Below are 19,111 nucleotides of genomic sequence, written 5' to 3'. Positions count from 1 at the left end.
GGACGCCAATCAGATCCTTCCCATAGATCGCGATACTATGCAGAACGGCATTGTAGAGCGCGTGCTTCATGACGACTGCATCGCGACCGTTCAATCCCAGATACGGCTTGGAGCATCATTAGGCCAACAAGCCTGGAACTCTTGGCATCCTGTGGCGGATTGCAACGCCTCCTGAACGGCTTCGCCAGCACATTGCAAGCCCAGAGGCATCCCGCGCCGCCGCTAGGGTGACCAGTCCTACTACACCAAGGCGGGCTGACGGTAGTATCGGTTGAGGTTGCACGACCGCACGGCAGCTACCAGCGACTTCGGATTGGGAACTCGTCGAGATCCATCTCGATACCCAACACTGCAGCCTCATTCCACAGTGACCGATTTTGCGAGATTACGCGGCTGATCGACGTCCGCGCCGCTTACGACGCCGGTATGGTAAGCCAAGAGCTGGACCGGAATGGCATAGACCATCGGCGTAAAGCTTGCGACCATTGTCGGCAGAACGATGGTCACGAGCGTGTCCACCGTCGCTTCCGAAGCGCCCTTCGCATCGGTGATCAGGATGATCTTGCCGCCCCGAGCCGCCACTTCTTGCATGTTCGAAATGGTCTTCTCGAAAACGCCGTCGTAAGGCGCGATCACCACCACAGGCATAGCCTCATCGACGAGTGCGATCGGCCCGTGCTTGAGCTCGCCGGCGGCATAACCTTCTGAGTGGATGTAGGAAATTTCCTTCAGCTTGAGCGCGCCCTCCAACGCCAGAGGCGCCGATGTGCCACGACCGAGGTAGAGTGCGGCCCTAGCGCCGGCGATATAGCGCGCGAGCTTCTCAATCTGCGGCTCGACCAACAAGGCCGCAGCAATCAACCGCGGCATCTCGATGAGCTCTTGCACGAGCTTCGATTCATCGATTTCAGACAGCTTGCCTCGCTCTCTCCCTGCTGCGATGGCAAGCACCGCCAGTACCATCAGCTGGCAGAGGAATGCCTTGGTGGAAGCGACGCCGATTTCTGCCCCCGCCAGCGTCGGCAGAACGGATTCGCTCTCGCGCGCAATCGTCGACGTCGGGACATTAACGACAGATATCGTGTGCAGGCCCTGGCCCTTGGCGTATCGCAACGCAGCTAGTGTGTCGGCGGTCTCGCCCGATTGCGAGATGACGATCGCAAGATCGCCCCGGCGCAGAGGCGCCTCCCGGTAGCGGAACTCAGAGGCTACATCTATCTCGACAGACAAACGCGACAGCCGCTCGAACCAGTATTTCGCGATGTGGCCGGCGTAGCTTGCCGTGCCGCACGCAGTAATTGAAATGCGCTCAATGGAATTGAAGTCGAACGGCAACGCGAACGGCAGCGCTACCCGTTTGGCCGCCAGATCGAGATAATGCGCCAATGTCTTGCCGACAACTGTCGGCTGCTCGTGGATTTCCTTAGCCATGAAGTGGCGATAATTCGCCTTGTCCGCAAGGAGAGACGATACATCAGACTTTGATGTTTCTCGTGGGACGACAGAGCCGTCTGTACCATAGATCACGCACGTCGCGCGTGTAAGCACGACCCAGTCACCGTCCTCAAGATAAGTAATGGTATCGGTCAAAGGCGCGAGCGCGAGCGCATCAGATCCTAAGTACACTTCACCGTTACCATGTCCGATCGCAAGGGGCGACCCTTTGCACGCACCGATCAAAAGGTCGTCGTGCCCCTTGAAAAGGAATGCCAACGCGAAGGCACCGCGCAAGCGCGGCAACGACGCCTGCACCGCATCCTGCGGTGAGTAGCCATTTTTGAGGTAGAATTCGACGAGATGCACCACAACCTCGGTGTCCGTCTCTGAGTAAAACTCGGCTCCATTTCGTTCCAGCTCCGCTCGCAGCTCGCGGAAATTCTCAATGATCCCGTTATGCACGACCGCGACATTTTCCGTCGCATGCGGATGAGCATTGCTCTCGGTCGGCTTTCCATGAGTCGCCCAGCGGGTGTGACCGATGCCGCTTTGACCTGCAGGGGGACTGTAGCTCAACTGCTCCTCAAGGTTTCTCAGCTTACCTTGAGCGCGGCGGCGCTCGATACGGAGACCTTCTAGAGTCGCGAGACCCGCTGAGTCGTAGCCTCGATATTCCAGTCGCCTGAGCGACGCAACTAACTGCCCAACGACCGGACCACGTCCCAAAATGCCAATAATTCCACACATATTAATCCATGCAGCCCAAGTTCGAGGAGTCCGGCGTCCGCGCTATAGGAGCCCGTGATAGAACTCGCTTGCCCGATAACAACGGGTTGTTCGGAATCTTCCGCGGCCGTCTTTATCGCATCCCCATTCGCCCGCGTGATTTAGATCTCTTTCAGCCATCATTGTTCGTCGGCTTCATTCCACCCTTTGGCTATCTAGTCGAATGACGCTGCGACGGGATCGCCAACACCGTGACCGCCTCGACGAGAGCCAAACGTGCAGTTGCGCATGCAGGGCGACATCCAGCTTGGCACAAACAGCCTCCCCCTTACTGATGAGCCATCTCACGACTCTCACTTCTAAGTCTCCAAAAAGAAATGAGCAGCGATACTGGCCTACCGGATGAAGTTGATCCGGCAACAACTGCGTCGATGCTCAGGATCGACTCCTCGATAGGGGTCACGTTTCGTCTCGGCTTCTCTCCATTTCAGGCAGAAAAAAGAACGCTGCCCACATCCTCTACATGGTCCGCTGGTGATATACCTGCGCAGCGGCTCTAGCTTGAATTATCCAGTTCTCCCGGGAACAAATTTCCGGCGCGGACTTTAAGAGACTTGTCATACTCGGACTGAGGCAACTTACGTTCGGTCAAGATTAAAAGATCGGCGTCGAAGCTCCATTGTACTAACGTAAACTTTCGATATCGAAACGTTCGACGGTCTATACCAACGTTTGCCAGTCCCTTTGTCTTGCGTCGGCTGTGCATCGCCTACTGCAAACCTGATATTAGGGAACGGCGTGGATTATAATTTTATGCCGACAGATAAGACGGGTTCTTCTATTCGGAAGCCGCAACCCCGCCGCTCCTCTGCGCCCCGATGAGAGCGCGCGGATCCATACATGCTCGTGAGGATCGATAAGGCTCACAGATGGACGGCATCTGTCTCGTTGGCGACATAGCCAGGCGGCAAGCGCGCCCGGGCGGGCGTACCGGCGCTTACAATTCATCTCACCTGCCTCGGATCATCGCCGTTGCGACGTGGCCTGATTTTCATCTCTTAAGATCGATGTGTCGGAATAAGTCAGTCCACCTATAAATCAATGTATATGGTGTGTATTTCTTCATGAGGTGTATGACAGGGGCTAACGATCGCGCTCCTTTAGTTAAGATTGTAGCGCGCGTGCGCATCTCGATTTTCGGGAAGCGACTAGGCAACGGTTCTTCAGAGCGAACTCTTTCCGGCGCAACGAAGCGAGATCATGGCGGCTCACAATCCAAACCGGCGCGTGGCGATGATCACCGGCGTCACCGGGCAAGATGGCGCATATCTCGCCCAGCATTTGCTAGGTCTCGGCTACACCGTGCATGGGGTCAAGCGCCGGTCGTCCTCCTTCAACACCGCGCGCGTCGATCATCTCTACAAGGACCCGCACGCCGCCGATGTGCCGTTCCTAATGCACTATGGAGACATGACCGATTCGTCCAACCTGATCCGGCTTGTGCAGCAAATTCGGCCGACCGAAATCTATAATCTGGCCGCACAGAGCCACGTCCAGGTCGGTTTCGAGTGCCCGGAATACACCGCCAATGCCGACGCGATCGGTGTGCTGCGCCTGTTGGAAGCTATCCGCATCCTCGGCATGGAAAAGGAGACGCGCTTCTACCAAGCCTCAACCTCCGAGCTTTACGGCCTCGTGCAAGAGGTGCCACAGAAGGAAACCACGCCATTTTATCCGCGTTCGCCCTATGGCGTCGCCAAGCTCTATGGCTACTGGATTACGGTGAACTACCGTGAGGCCTACGGTATGTTCGCGAGCAACGGCATCCTGTTCAACCATGAGAGTCCCATCCGCGGCGAGACTTTCGTGACCCGCAAGATCACCCGCGCAGTCGCCGGCATCGAGGTCGGCCTCGAGAACAAGCTCTATCTCGGAAATCTCGACGCCAAGCGCGACTGGGGCCATGCCCGCGACTACGTCGAAGGCATGCACAGGATCCTGCAGGTGGACGAGCCCGGTGACCTCGTGCTTGCGACCGGCCAGACGCGGTCTGTCCGCGAGTTCGTCGAGCTGGCGTTTGCCGAGGTCGGGCGCAGCATCGAATGGCATGGCAAGGGCGTCGAGGAGGTCGGCGTCGATAAGGCTTCTGGCAAGACCCTGGTACAGGTCGATCCGACCTATTTCCGTCCGACCGAGGTCGATCTCCTGATCGGGGACGCCAGCAAGGCGCGCGCGAAACTCGGCTGGGCGCCGAAAACGTCGTTCTCGCAAATGGTGAAGGAAATGGTCGCCAGCGATCTCGTCCAAGCCAGACAGGACGCAGCAAATGGCAAGCGCGGCGTTTGAGCTGAAAGGCAAGACGGTTTTCGTCGGCGGCCATCGCGGCATGGTCGGCGCAGCGCTGATGCGCCGGCTGGCACGCGAGCACGTCCATCTCTTGACGGTGTCGCGAAGCGAGGTTGACCTGCGCGACCAAGCCGCGGTGACTGCCTGGTTTGGAGCGAAGAGGCCGCAGGCCGTGTTCCTCGCCGCTGCCAAGGTCGGCGGCATCGTCGCCAACAACACGCTGCGCGCCGAGTTTCTCCACGACAACCTCGCAATATCGAGCAACGTGATCCAGGCGGCCCATGCCAACAGATGCGAGAAGCTGATGTTCTTCGGCTCCTCCTGCATCTATCCACGCTTGGCGCCGCAGCCGCTGCGAGAGGATTCGATGCTGACCGGCCCCCTGGAACCGACCAACGAGCCCTATGCAATCGCCAAGATCGCGGGCATCAAGATGGCCGAGGCCTATCGCAGCCAGTACGGCGCCGATTTCATCAGCGTGATGCCGACCAATCTATACGGCCCAGGCGACAATTATCACCCACAATACAGCCACGTCATGGCCGCGCTGATCCGCCGCTTCCACGAGGCCAAGATTGCGGGCCGCAGCAACGTCGTGGTGTGGGGTACCGGCAAGCCGCGCCGCGAATTTCTCTACGTCGACGATCTCGCTGACGCCTGCATCCATTTGATGAAGACCTATTCCTCGCCAGAACCGGTCAATATCGGCACCGGGGAGGACATCAGCATCGCCGAGTTATCACTCATGGTTGCGGCCGCCGTCGGCTTTCGCGGAGAGATCAGCTTCGACACGTCGCGCCCGGACGGAACGCCGCGCAAGCTGCTCGACGTCAGTCGGCTGTCCGGGCTCGGCTGGCGCGCCACCACCTCGCTCAAGGACGGCATTCAGCTGGCATACCGGGCCTTTCGCGCTGAGAGCGATTGACGGCACAAGAGTGATCGGCTTGTTCTCGAAAAGGAAGCCTGCATCACGGATTAGAGGATCCCCACCAACGGTCCGAATGGCAGGCCGAGCCCTTCGCGATGATTGGTAAGTCTACCTTTTTATCAAGAGAGCACCATTGTGTTTTGCCCCCTCCCCGAGGTCGAGCTTGGTTCCGAAGCCGTGAATTTGCGGCGCCGCTTCGCCTGAGCAGCCAGCAGCGGACCACCGACGTGTTCTTCTCAGACCAGATGAGGCGCCCAGCTCGGCACCAAGTGCGCGAAGATCTCGATGCGCCAGGAAACGTGAAGCGGTCCTAGGCTCCTTCGCGCGCCCCACGGAGCAAACCCGGATTGATTTGATGTGTCATTGCCTGGCCATCTCGGCATCAGCAGCGCCGGTGAGGTCGAGCTCGGCGAGGTTCGCGCAGTCGGCGCTCGCGTCGCCACGGTGATCGGACGCGATCGCGACATAGAGCGCTGGAAGCACGAATAGCGTGATCAGAGTGCCCACAGACATGCCGGCGGCGAGGACGAGCCCGATCGAGAAGCGGCTCGCCGCGCCAGCTCCCGTTGCAGTCAACAAGGGTATGAAGCCCGTGACCATCGCCGCCGTGGTCATCAAGATTGGGCGCAATCGGACGCGTGCCGCCAACTCTATAGCCGAGCGACGGTCAAATCTCTCCTTGAGCTGCAGCTCATTGGCGAACTCAACCATTAGGATGCCGTGCTTAGAAATCAACCCAACAAGGGTCAACAGTCCAACCTGGGTGTAGATGTTCATGGTCGCCCAGCCGAAGAATGGCGGAATCAACGCGCCGACCATTGCCATCGGCACGCTGATCATGATGATGAGCGGATCGCGCAGACTTTCGAACTGCGCCGAAAGCACCAAGAATATGATGATGAGTGCAAATGCAAATGTAATGGCGAGTTGATTACCCTCTTGCACATACTGGCGCGCGTCGGCCAGGAAGTCGTGGCTGAAGCCTGCGGGCAGTTTCTTCGCCTGGGCTTCCAGGAAATCCACAGCCTGTTCGATCGTGACGCCGGGCATCGGCACGGCCTGAAAAGTCGCGCAGTTGAGCTGGTTGTAGTGGGTGAGCGCGTTCGGATCGGTGGCGGTCTCGACGGAGACCACGGTAGACAGCGGAAGCATTGAGCCGGTCGCGGTCTTTACGTAATAGCTCCCGATTGCCTGCGGCACCAGGCGTTCCCCTCGGGGAACCTGCGGGATCACCTGGTAAGAGCGGCCCTGCAAATTGAAGCGGTTGACATAGTTTCCCCCAAGCAAGGTGGCAAGCGCATTGCCTATAGTCTGCATGGTGATGCCAAGCTCGTTAGCCTTAGATCGATCAACCTTGATTCGTACCACCGGCTGGTTGAACTCGAGGTCGGAGTCGCTCACCATGAACAGGCCGCTCTTACGCGCGGCATCCTTCAGCTTTGACATCTGCTCGTAGATGGATTGGAAGCCAAGGGTCGAATTGATCACCATCTGCACTGGTAGCCCGTCCGAACCGCCCGGAAGCGGAGGCAAGCTAAAGGCAAACGCGTTGATGCCTTCGATTTTTGACAGCTCGGCCTGGACAAGGGACTTCAGTACAATCGATGATCGCTTGCGCTCGTCCCACGGCTTGAGCAACATGCCGGCTAGGCCACTCTGCTGGCCGCTAACGCCATTGAGCACGAAGCTCAAGTCAGTCTCTGGAAATTTCTGGAACGCGTTTTCGAGCTTGGTGCCGTAATAGTCGAGGTAGTCGATATTGGCGTATTTCGGCGCCTTCGTTAAAGCGAATACGATCCCTTGATCCTCCTCGGGGGCGAGTTCTTTGGAAGTGTGCATATAGAGAAAGCCGACGAGGCCAAGCATGGTTAGCGCAAACAGGCCCGTAACCGGTCGATAGTCAAGCGAGCGGTCGAGCTTGCGGCCATACCACTGTGTCATGGCGCCGAACCCACGGTTCACAAATCTTGCAAACCGTCCCCCCTCGGCGCGCTTCAGGAGGAGCGAGCACATCATCGGCGATAGCGTCAAAGCGATCACGCCCGAGACGATCACCGCTCCCGCTAGCGTAAACGCGAACTCGCGGAACAGCGCACCGGTGAGGCCGCCCAGAAATCCGATTGGGGCATATACCGCAGCCAAAGTAATCGTCATGGAAACAACGGGGCCGACGATCTCGCGCGCTCCCGCTGTGGCAGCCTTTCGGGGCGTTGCACCTTCTTCTAAATGGCGGTGAATGTTCTCCACCACCACAATCGCGTCGTCGACTACGAGACCGATAGCGAGAACCATTGCAAGGAGGGTCAAGAGATTGAATGAAAACCCCAGCAACAGCATCATGCTGCAGACACCAACGAGCGACAACGGAATAGTGATAATAGGAATGATGACCGAGCGCAGCGAGGCCAGGAACAGGAAGATCACTAGCACAACGACCACGACGGCCTCAATGAGCGTCTTCTCAACTTCATCGATCGATGATTGAATAAATTTGGTGGAGTCGTAGGCTACTTTCATCCTCAGTGACGGCGGCAGGTTACGCTCGATTTCCGGAAACAGCCCTCGAACGCCTCGCGCTATGTTTAGAGGATTTCCTTGCGGGCTCGCCTGCACGCCGACAAAGACCGCGTGCTCGCCGTTCATCGCGACACTAATGTCAGCAGTCTGCGCGGCAAGCTCCACTACCGCAATGTCCTCCATGCGCACAAAGCCACCGTCATTGGCCTTCACGATCATGCGCTTGAAATCTTCAACACTCCGCAGATCCGTATTTGCCGTGACATCGGAGATAGTGAAATGGCCCTTGATCTGGCCCGCCGCGGCCTGGAAGTTGTTAGCGGCGATTGCAGCCGAAACTTCAGCCGGCGACACGCCGTGCCCAGCCATTTTCGCAGTATCGAGCCATAGCCGCATCGCAAAACTCTGGCCGCCCAGAATGTCTGCCGCAGCAACGCCGTCGACCGTTGAAATAACCGGTTGCACGACGCGTGAGAGATAGTCGGAGATCGCACTTGCCGCCAGTTCCTCGCTGGAGAAGGCGATGTACATGACAGCAGTCTTCTGACCCGTCGACTTCGTGACGACTGGATCGTTTGATTCCTTCGGGATCAGGTATTTGACTGAGTTGACCTTGGAGAGCACCTCCGTGAGCGCTTCGTTGGGATCGAAATTGAGCTTGATGTAGACTTTGATGGTCGAAGTACCAAGCACAGACGAGGAACTAATGTAGTCAACGCCCTCGGCGGACGCGACTGCCTGCTCCAGGGGAGAGGTGATGAACCCCTGGATCATGTCGGCCGAAGCGCCAGGATAGGAAGTCGTAATATTGACGACCGTATTAGATAGCTTGGGATATTGCCGGATCGGCAGTACGGTGGCCGCGCGCAAGCCGATCAGCAAAATCAAGGAACTGACGACGATAGATAATACCGGACGTTTGATGAAAAGCTCGGTAAATGCCATATCGACTCATGTTTCAAGAGTGGGATGCAAATTCGCCGCAACTTATAAAGCGGCAATGATCACCAATGCTGCGGCTGTGCTAGAGCCCCCGGTATGAGGGACGCGCTATCGGCTACTCTAAGATCTCACGTGCTCGCGGATGCGGACGCCCTATCCTTCGCTTCCATGTTCGTCGCTCGAGTGAATGCGCTCTGATGGCTGATCCCCATCTCAGTGATGGGCACCTGCTATAAAGCCCCTCGTCTTCTTAAGTGCAATCGGCCGAAGGTCCGGACTCAAGACTCGTCGCAACACCTGATTGGCACTCAACGAATTATAGCGAGGCAGCAGCTCAGGTTTCGCACTGACCCGCAGACCAAATGATCGAGGTTCGACGTCGAAAGTACAGACGACCTGACGGGTGCTCAACTCTACAAAGGTAAATGGGTGATATAGTCTGGGCTGTAAAGCACTATACCAAGGTTTGTCGAATTGATCGCTGATCGCCGTAGAGCAAAACTCGTGATGTTGCCGGACACAAAGTTTAGGTCCCACAATATTCCGTACGCACCTGCTACCTATCGCTTCGCTAAGTCGCTGAACAAGATCGCCTCGGAGTCGGCCCTCCGCTACCAGCTCGACGCGCCTTTCGGAGATGCTTTGAGCATTTCTTGCCGCTCAATATGCTGCGAACCGTTTAGCCACGCATTGCGCTACCGAGTTGGCAACCCCAGTAGGACGTTGTCGATCAGCCGCGTTGAGCCAACGTAGGCTGCCGCACAAAGCGCCGCGGGGCGCCGCAGTGGACTATCGGCAGTTTTGAGCGTGTCACCGTCGACAAGTTCAAGATACTGCAGTCTGTCAACCGCCTCTAAATGCCCCTTGGCGACCGCAATCGCTTTTCTACGTTGCGCTCTCCCGAGCGAAATTCGTCGAGCGCCGCGGATAGTCCACGATTGATCGCAAGGGCCCGCTGACGCTCTTCTTTGCTCAGATAGCGGTTGCGACTGCTCATTGCGAGCCCATCCTGTTCGCGAACGGTTCGTACAGTGACCATCTCGATCGGGAGATTGAGATCAATTACCATGCGACGCACGACTGCGCATTGCTGAAAATCCTTCTGCCCAAAAAACGCGACATCGGGCTGCACCATGTTGAACAACTTGCATACGACGGTCGCGACACCGCGAAAATGTCCAGGCCTGAAGACTCCGCACAGAGGTTTGGCGAGGTCGCCCGGTTCAACGAAGGTTTCGAAATGGCTCGTATAGACCTCCTGTGTATCCGGCGCGAAGAGGATCGCAACACCGCCATCACGGCACAGTCCCTCATCACGTAAAAAGTCGCGCGGATAGCTACTGAGATCCTCGTTTGGTCCGAACTGAGTGGGGTTGACGAAGATGCTGACGACGGTGACGTCGCATTGCGCCTGGCTCGCCGCGATCAGCGCCAAGTGGCCATCGTGGAGATAGCCCATTGTCGGCACCAATCCGACCCGTTGATCGGCACCGCGGGATTTTGCGAGAGTACGGCGAAGTTCAGCGACCCTCGTGATTGTTTGCATGTGGAGCTCTATATCAAGTTGGGTTGGAGGGCGCCCAGTTGGTAATTGCTTCTTCGACGCCTTCGGGAAGCCTATAGGACTCTTGCGGTCCCGGGAATGCACCACCGCGGACATCCGCGGCCCAGCGCGAAAGCGCATCATGCAACTGCTGAAAGCCTTCTGCATAGGCGCGAACGAATTTGGGGCGATGACCTCCAGTGAGGCCCAGCACGTCGTGAAACACGAGTACCTGGCCTGAACAGTCCGGGCCGGCGCCGATCCCGATCGTCGGTATTGTCAAGGATTTGGTTACTCGAGCAGCAAGCTCGGCCGGAATGCCCTCCAATACCAAAGCGAAACAGCCGGCCTCCTGCAGACGGTGAGCGTCATCGAGCAAACGCAACGCTTCATCCGCTGTCCGACCCTGCACTTTAAAGCCCCCCATGACGTTGACGCTCTGGGGCATAAGACCGAGATGACCCATCACAGGAATCTCGCAATCGACGAGGGCCCGTACCATCTCGATTCTCTTGCCACCGCCCTCGAGTTTCACCGCAGCTGCGCCTCGCTGCAGGAATCCGCCGGCATTGCGTATGGTTTCCTCGACGCTGACGTGGAAGCTAAGAAATGGCATATCGGCGACAAGTAAAGCACGAGGCTTGCTGCGTACCACGGCTTCCAGATGATGGTTCATCATCGCAACGCTCACTGGAAGCGTATTTTCGAATCCAAGGCAAACGTTACCCACACTGTCGCCGACGAGAATGATGTCGACGGACGGATCCGCGATACGCGCCGCAACCGCGTCGTAGGCAGTCGTCATGACGAGACGCCGAGCGTCCTGCTTCCACTGCTGCAGCATGGGAATTGTGATGCGATCGATCGGCTGCTCGGAAACGTGGCTCATTTGGACCTCAGTTCGATTTTGCGGTGCGAATGTGGCAAAGCTTGAACTCCGCTTAACTCGCCGACGATTTGGAAGTCATAGCTACCCACACCGTTCGAAATGATCGAATATGCCGGGCGATCAGTAGTCTGGTTGCTGCGAAACGCAAGTGAACCTCTTCCGCTTCAACTCAACTAATTTGCTGCTCATCCAAGAAGGAGAACAGCAAACAATGAGTTGGTCACGGGATTGGCAGATCCGCGCAACAGCAGCGTTGAGAGCACAGCAACGCGAGCGCCTACGCTGAGAAATGCTTAGCAGCGTATACTGTTCTCATTTGAAGAACGTTCAGCCTTCCGCACACACGGTACTTCCTTACGGAGCGTGGAGGAAAATTGTCAACTTGCGGAAGAGAAAAAGAAATCGACGGCTCAAAAATGGCCCGCGGATGGATGAAAATCCCTTTGGTTGCGCCATCATCGCCGGGAGACTTACTTGGGTTGTCTGTTGGGTATGCGGGCGTGGGTCGGCCTCCGCCGATTCGCCGACCGGCTGCCGCGGTCGGCGACCTATCCGGTCCGGTCTAGAGCAGCTCATCGGCTGGATCGACGATGTGCAGTGTAGAATTCCTTGAGGTCCGCCGAGGTGACGCAATACTGCGGCGTGACTAAGATCGTGTTTCCAAGCCAGCGCAGCAGCAGATCTCGATCGCTAAAGAGCCCCTATGAAGCTTGGTGCCGATTTGCTCGAGGCCCAGGCGTTCGCACGCTTTGCGGGAAGCAGAGGTTCGTAGCAGGGTCCGTTGTCGGTCGTGACCTGCTGACCTTGACGCCGATGCTTGTGGCGTCGCCGCCTTGAGGAGGGCCGCGGCGCAGCCCTGCCACTCGCTTCGCCTCGCTGAACGTATTTCGGGAGGCATCCTCGTTCAGACGTCAACATAATCCCGGCCAGGTTCTTCGCCGCGTACCCGGAGGCTGCTCTTTCGAGTCCGACCACCATTGATCGATGGTCTACACGGTTGGACTTGCCCATCTTTTTGATAGCGACGTGTCAGCTCACCGGGACGTTCACGTCCATAGCGCCGCACCGGCTCGGCCGGGTCAAGCCGCGCAATCGGCGTGGCGCGGCCGTCGCACTCCGAATTCGGCGCGTGTGGCAGGCAGAGCTTGGCGTTGAAAGAGCCTTGTAGAGCGATCACGCTCCATCGACGCCTGCCCCTGCGGAACGCTTGACCCACTTGGTGACGGTCTTGGCCGAGCTATTGAATTGCAGCGCGGCTGGCCTTTGTCAGGCCACTACGACCCCCCTCGGCACCATGGCTTCCCGATCTTTCGGCGTCAGAGCCGCGTCCTTATGGGTGCCTATCGATCCTCCACGAGCGGGCTAAAGCTTCGCCAAGTTCAGCTTCCTCGTTCACGAGAGGTTGGACCACTTACCGAAAGCTCACACTAGTGGTCTCACAGACATGCTACCCGAACCGGCTGACACCCATGCGCCCCCTCTAAAAGCGCGCGTATGCGCGCAGCGATCTGCCGTGCTTCCTTCGGCCGCAGGTCGGGTTTTATGCAATCGAGTATGGCTAGCATTGCCTGAACTTCATCCATGTTCAATGTGGCGAGCTTGCGATCTGATAGTCCCAGAGACTTATCGGCGGCACGGACCTGATTGGCTACAAGCACCGCAAGCGCTTGCGACCGCAGGGACGTGATATGCTGCTCGAATATGTGCATTTTTGCCCTGTAGCTGCCCTATGGGCATGATGTCGCAAGCGCTGGTGGCCAACCCGGTCACAAAGACTGGGGCTGGCCACCTTTGCTCCCATGAGGCTCAAATTCTCAAGGGCGACCTAGTTATATCTTCGAGAAGCAACGAAGGGCACCTACCAAAATAGATCGGTCCCATCTCATCGGCGATTCTTTAAGCTGGGTCTTTACCTTGAACCAATTGGAGACACCAGCATGACCCGACACGTGGGCGTTCCTAGAAAACCGTGCATAAAAAACAATGACAGGCCAAACGCACATGAGAGGCGCAAGAATGTTGGCAGAGTAAGTCCAGACGAAGCGCGATAGAATCAGTCCATTGAGAAGATTATCCGAGACCTTGAAAGCCGCGACGGGGAGCACCGCGTTGAAGAATCGGACGACGCTGTCGGCATCGTCGTCGCCACACACGGCAGACACAATTGCATCAAGACAACAGCGGACCGGATTTAGCCAGGCAATCTCCTTTCCCTTCCTGAGTGTTGGCGAAGATTGATCGGAAGCAGTGCGGGCGCGACTCGGCGCCGCTTGGTTGCGCTGGAGCAGACGCTGTCCCTACCCCGCCCGCACTGCCAGTTGAACTTAGCAGAACTTCAATCAGCGCTTTTCCCCGACGCATACACAGGGGCAGCGCTTTCCCTGCCACCCAGCTAACTGCTCCAAACTGAGCTTCAAGCGGCGCAAGAAGCTGATTGCTTGCAGAACGAGCAAAATCGGCAGAAGGAGAACTAACCCGCGAGTTGGAAGCATTGCGGGCGCGCTCGGCGCCTGGGGCATCATGAGGCACTATCCTGCCGCATCCGCAGTGCAATGAGCTTAACGGAAGCGTGACTCGGCACATGGTGGTCCTTCAGCTCATGCGCTGTCCCCGCCACGCCCCCGTTAAACCCAACGATTCTTTATCGGGGCTGGCTTACCGAAAGCTGACAGACCTGCACAATTTACAAAACGAAAGGCGACCCATGTGGGCGGGCCGCTTGCCGTTGGCAGCGATATCGCCGTTTACGCCTCAGATAACAGTCATTCGGCGCGCTTGCGATCAGCGGCACCCGCATTGAGACTACGCGCCGGATTGACACTCAGCCAATCCACTGCACGTTTGATGACTGATCGGCCGTATGACCTCACGCCCCCTGGCTCGTGGGCTCTTCGACCATGCAGGATTGGCCATTCGGATTGCGCATCAGTTGCTCTCGAATTTGAATACGTCGCGCCGCTTACCGGCTCGTGCTCCACGCTGGGTTCGCGTGGGGAGGACGATTGGGCTCCGATTCGTCAAAATGCTTAATGAGCTCGATCAGCCTATCTCCCAGTAATGCGCGAAAACTAGACGCAATTAGCGAGTTCGAGAGAAAGCAGCGCGGATGCGACTCGGCGCCGATGTCCACCGGGGAGGTGGATAAATGCGCTATCTGCCGCATCCGCTTCGCCGGAACGCTAGTCAGCCTCGGGGATCACAAGGCTAACCCGCCCGGCTTTCCCGTGAGGCCCGCCGCCTCAGGGTACAGTGGGACTTTAGCGAGAGAGCGGCCTCGGGTGACCTACCAGCATTGGTAGTCATGCACAGCACGGCGGCGCAAATGGGCAAGCACACCACGTTGAACCACCTTGCATGAAGGCAGCACGCTTCGCGCCGGGTTCGGCGGTATCGGCCGCTCCGTAACGCCGTTATCCAGAGCGTCTCTGCGGATAAGCACTGGAGCTCCCTCACTACGCCGCGGCCTTTGTCGGGCCGATATAGCTCCCGGCGCTGTTCGCCATTCTGGCGAGCTTCTCGTTGCCCAGCGCCTCTACGCGCCCCTTGCTTTGCGAGAGACCAAGGTGTGGCAACCACGGCTTCCGGCGGCGAGCGTTCGCTTCGAGGCGTTTGTCCCTCGGGCTAGCGTCTGCGGCAGGCTTCCTGCTGTTTATGGAGCGCAGTTGCGCGATGAAGTTCGCGGCGAACAGCTCGATGTCAGGCAGAGCCTTTGATTTTTTAGAGAGGCGCAAGCGTCTGCATGCTTTTCTTTCACTAAGCATCGGTCAATTCCTTCTCTCGCGAGCGACCAAACGGGTTCCCGTTCCCAAAGATGAAACCACACGAGCAACGCCATGACGGGCTATGCGTGCCGCAATGCAGTCGCGCCTTTCAGTCAGCGCGTGGCTCCGAATTCCCGCAGGATCCTTCGCGATGGACCCCGAGAATTCGCGCGGCCTCAACCTGTGAGGCTGCGAGGCGATCAGCGTTGATGTTATCTGTGCTCAGCATAGCTTTGAAATTCGCGTCTGCCGGTTCGTCAACGGCATGCCACCATTTTGCTTCGCCGAGACACGGCGGAACAACTCGCAACATTGGAAAGCGTGAATGTGCGGGATCGGCTGCGAAAATACGCGCGGAAGAGAAGTGCTGCCGCCGTCGTCGAGCGACCTGCCATGATCTGTTCGGCGAGGACGATCGGAAAGGACCTTGTAGCTGCGCAATGCTCAGGTAGACCATCTGATTTGCGCGTTTGCCTCTTCGCTCTCGCCAAAAATCTCGACTCATCTGCGATATCTAGTACGCGCGGCAAAGATTCCTCGCCTGCCGAACCGCAATGGGCGGCGTTTGGCGCACCAGCATTGGGCCTCCTCTGCAGCTTAAGCGAGGTCAAGGAAGCTATGACCTATCGGATCTAAGAGGGCGCAAAAGACGTCGCTGATCGAGATCAGAGAAACCGTCCATGGTGACAAAAGCGATCTCAGCGGCGCTCCGGCATGGGCAGCCGCCTCGACTCATGCTGACGCTTGCCAAGGAACGTGTCCGTCCGCTATGCAGCAGATCGCGAAAGCATCTCAAGGTTCTGGCTAACTGCAATCGACGAGCAGGATCGGGCATGGCTCACCCGTTAGTGTGTCGAAGTATTCCGAGGCCCAGAAGGTCTAGAATTAGAGGGGAGGCAGCGCGGGCCGGGCGTCCGCGCTGTTCAAAGCTCTGAAACTACCAACTCCGCGCTGCCAGCGGAGTTAAATGACGTGTGACTCGGCGCTCGTCGGAGAGGCCCTTGGAAAGCGCTGTCCCTATCACGTGCGCCACTAACTTCGCTCGCCAGCGTCGCGGTACTGCAACGCTGCCGCCTCGCACCCTTGGGGCGGCTGCCCCGAGGGCGCCCTGCCTTCTATCGTCGAGACGTCCCGCAAGGCACCTGCCAGATTTGGTAGGTTGAGCTGTCTTACATGGGAGAAACTGAAGCGTTGTGCCGACCACTCCTGCCCCCCGCGCCCAATCCTGAAGCCGCTTATCGCGAGGGAGCAATTATGAGCTTCTGGCTTGTGCACCGTAGCAACGCATCTGATTCCCGACCCCGCATCATTGGAGCGCGCGTGAAAACACCGGCCATCTCACGGGAATATCAAAATGTCAGAACCTGAAGGCATTTCGCAGAATTCGCTACGTATGCGCGTCCTTCATCTGAGACAAAATTCGGCAGACGATCGTACCTGGCCATATGCTTATTGCGGTTGCGCCAATGCCGTATGAGAGTCTTTCTAAATGGATCTTCGAAACCGGTTCCACATGGCAGCTGACAGATTTGATGGGTAGGCTCCCCGTCACACGACGTTAGCCATCAGGAGTCGCAGCAACATGCGCACGAGGGTCGTGCGCCAGCGAAGCGCATCGATTTCGTCAAAGATGCAATATCCAGGCCATAGGTCGAGCCATAGCAGTCTGTCTGATGGTTGCGAGAACCGCGAAGGCTATTTCCGCTCGCTGGGTAGACCTGCCTAAGGACGATTGAACCATCCACCGCCTCCTCGCCCACGGTCTAGCTAACGGCTCCAATCAGGCCGAACTGGTGGCGAATTCGACAGCTGGAATAGAGTCCTTTGGCCAGGCCCGGAGTTTCCACTTCGGTATTCGCTAGATGGGAGAGGTTGTGCGCTTCCCAGCAGTATCAATTCCATGCACGCAAAGCCGTTCGCTCCTTGTCCTTTTCTTCGCCTAGGCATCCAATTTCACGACGAGTTCATAGCGGCCGTTGCACTTAGTCATCATCCGAGCAGGATGCTCGAGATGATCAGTTCCCCCCACGTCGTCTTGTCGACTGACGCCAGCGTAGGTGCGTGCACCTCGTTGAGCTGCGCGATTGCCTAGAGGTTCGATCGTGCGGGAAGCCGATCGCAAATTTTCCTTGCAGGCGAATCCAGATAGGGCGATCTTACGCCTCGCGCGAGTACTTGCCCGTGTGGCCGCGAGGGAAGATCATGAAAGACAGCTCATCGAGCGAAGCGGGGAAAAGAGCGACGATCTATGCTCGATTCTCAACCGATCTTCAGAACGAGCGATCGATTGAGGATCAGCTTTCACTTTGTCAGAGCTATGCCGAGCGCGAAGGATTAATTGTTGTCAGTACCCATGAAGATCGGGCTCGTTCGGGCGGGTCTGTCATGGGCCGCGAAGGCCTTCTACGGATGTTGGACCAAGCGCGGGAGAGATCCTTTGACGTGGTGATCGTCGAAGCGCTCGATCGCCTCTCTCGCGACATGGAAGATCTGGCTGGCATTCATAAGCGGCTGTCATTTCTCGGGATCGAGATCCGGGCGGTCCACGAGGGCGTCGTTAACACCGTGCTGGTGGGCCTTCGCGGCTTGGTCGGACAACTTTATCGCGAGGACAATGCGCACAAAGTGCGTCGCGGCCAAGCGGGGCGGGTCAAGCAAGGTTTGGCTGGCGGGGGCCTGACGTACGGATACGCAGCGGTACCTGGAAGAAGTGGTGAACGAGTGGTTGTCGAGGCCGAGGCACAAGTGATCCGGCGCATCTTTCAGGAATACGTGGACGGTCGTACGCCTCGGGAAATCGCGCATGATCTCAACAACGAGGGCGTACCACCTCCGCGGGGGCGAGGCTGGAATGCGTCAACAATCAATGGCAATCATGAGAGGCGCGCCGGCATTCTGCCAAACGAACTTTATGTGGGGCGCCTTGTCTGGAACAAAGTCAGGATGGTGAAGGACCCCGACTCGGGAAAACGCCTGTCACGACCAAATCCGAAGAGTGGCTGGCAGGTGGCTGAAGTGCCGCATCTTGCAATTGTCAATCCAGAGCTATTCACGGCTGCTCAGCAACGCAAGGAAGAGCGCGGTCACATCCACCCCAGCCACCAACGTCGGCCTCGTCGGATGCTATCCGGACTGCTCCGGTGCGGCTCATGCGGTTCGGGTATGGCAACTAATGGACGCCACAAGTCAGGCCGCATTCGTATTCGCTGCTCTGCGGCGAAAGAGAGCGCCACATGTTCTGATGCCAAGACCTTTTATTTAGACGCGGTCGAAAGTGCGGTCCTCAGCGGGCTCAGGGCCGAACTGCGTGCACCGACGGTTTTTTCGGAATACGTACGAACGTATCTGGAGGAGCGGAAGCGCCTCCTAGCTACATCACAGGCAAAGCGGCACCGCCTTGAGCAGCAGCTAGGGCAGTTGAGTCGAGAAATCGAACGACTGGTGGATGCGATCGCAAAGGGACATGGCGATCCGTCCGTGCTCGGGCCGCGATCGACTGCCTTAGATGCCGAACGAAAGCGGATATCTGAGGAGTTACAAAGCGAACCACCCGCTCCGATCGAAATTGCGCTGCATCCGGCCATCCTCAAACGATATGAGGAGCAACTCGGTCGGCTTGAAGAAGCACTGGGTAAAGGTGTCAGTGCGGGCGACGGAGAGGCCGCAGAAGCCATTAGAGACTTGGTCGAGACGGTCACCGTGTTCCGCGAACCGGAACGCCCAGGTGGTTTAGCCGTCGAGATAGCAGGCCGGCTAAACGCCCCGCTCGGAGAAAAGGCCTATCCAAACAGAGTCAAGGGAGTGTGGGGAAAGGTGGTAGCGGGGGAGCGCTACCTACGTTCCCCCCGACACCTTTCCGCTGAGTTTTTGGTTTCCGTGGCCTAGCCTTCGCTTGAGCAAGTTACTTCAATTGCTTAACGATGGTCCCGAGTGCTTTTGGAACTCTTCTGCTGCATAGCACCCTGAACAAGATCGCGGATAAGTTGCATCACTTCTATTCACCGGCCAGAGGAGATGTATGA

At 57.6% G+C, this 19,111-nt stretch carries 7 protein-coding genes and 1 pseudogene; 3 read left to right on the top strand and 5 right to left on the bottom strand.

All coding sequences use genetic code 11. The features are described from left to right. Positions 1-357: 357 nt before the first annotated feature. Positions 358-2,184, bottom strand: a complete 1,827-nt coding sequence (glmS, locus tag N2604_RS05755; protein ID WP_124163588.1) for a glutamine--fructose-6-phosphate transaminase (isomerizing) — start codon at positions 2,182-2,184, stop codon at positions 358-360. A 1,239-nt stretch (positions 2,185-3,423) separates the two neighbouring features. Between glmS and gmd the strand changes: the two genes are divergently transcribed. Both gmd and N2604_RS05745 read left to right on the top strand, forming a co-directional pair. Beyond that, positions 3,424-4,509: a GDP-mannose 4,6-dehydratase gene (gene gmd, locus N2604_RS05750; RefSeq protein ID WP_158670230.1), complete on the top strand. Its 1,086-nt coding sequence runs from the start codon at positions 3,424-3,426 to the stop codon at positions 4,507-4,509. Further along, complete coding sequence (locus N2604_RS05745; RefSeq protein ID WP_124163586.1) at positions 4,490-5,434, top strand: GDP-L-fucose synthase; 945 nt, start codon at positions 4,490-4,492, stop codon at positions 5,432-5,434. Before gmd ends, N2604_RS05745 begins: the two co-directional genes overlap by 20 nt. 363 nt (positions 5,435-5,797) lie before the next feature. On the opposite strand, the gene N2604_RS05740 is transcribed toward N2604_RS05745, so the two are convergent. The 4 genes and pseudogenes from N2604_RS05740 to N2604_RS05725 form a co-directional block, all read right to left on the bottom strand. Further along, a complete protein-coding gene (locus tag N2604_RS05740; protein WP_260374193.1) occupies positions 5,798-8,899 on the bottom strand; it encodes an efflux RND transporter permease subunit in 3,102 nt (1,033 codons plus the stop codon). Between the two features lie 692 nt (positions 8,900-9,591). After that, a pseudogene (panC, locus tag N2604_RS05735) lies at positions 9,592-10,442 on the bottom strand (pantoate--beta-alanine ligase). Between the two features lie 13 nt (positions 10,443-10,455). Beyond that, a complete protein-coding gene (gene panB, locus N2604_RS05730) occupies positions 10,456-11,328 on the bottom strand; it encodes a 3-methyl-2-oxobutanoate hydroxymethyltransferase (RefSeq protein ID WP_124163216.1) in 873 nt (290 codons plus the stop codon). Between the two features lie 3,452 nt (positions 11,329-14,780). Continuing rightward, complete coding sequence (locus N2604_RS05725) at positions 14,781-15,089, bottom strand: hypothetical protein (RefSeq protein WP_124163218.1); 309 nt, start codon at positions 15,087-15,089, stop codon at positions 14,781-14,783. Positions 15,090-17,291: 2,202 nt separating this feature from the next. Here N2604_RS05725 and N2604_RS05720 point away from each other — a divergent pair. Further along, positions 17,292-18,974, top strand: coding sequence for a recombinase family protein (locus N2604_RS05720; RefSeq protein WP_260374190.1), 1,683 nt, complete (start codon positions 17,292-17,294; stop codon positions 18,972-18,974). The last annotated feature ends 137 nt before the right edge of the window (positions 18,975-19,111 follow it).

It is taken from the genome of Bradyrhizobium sp. CB1015 (assembly GCF_025200925.1).
Taxonomy (GTDB): domain Bacteria; phylum Pseudomonadota; class Alphaproteobacteria; order Rhizobiales; family Xanthobacteraceae; genus Bradyrhizobium.
Note: the sequence above shows the minus strand (reverse complement) of the source record. Positions and strands in the feature narration are given on the sequence as shown.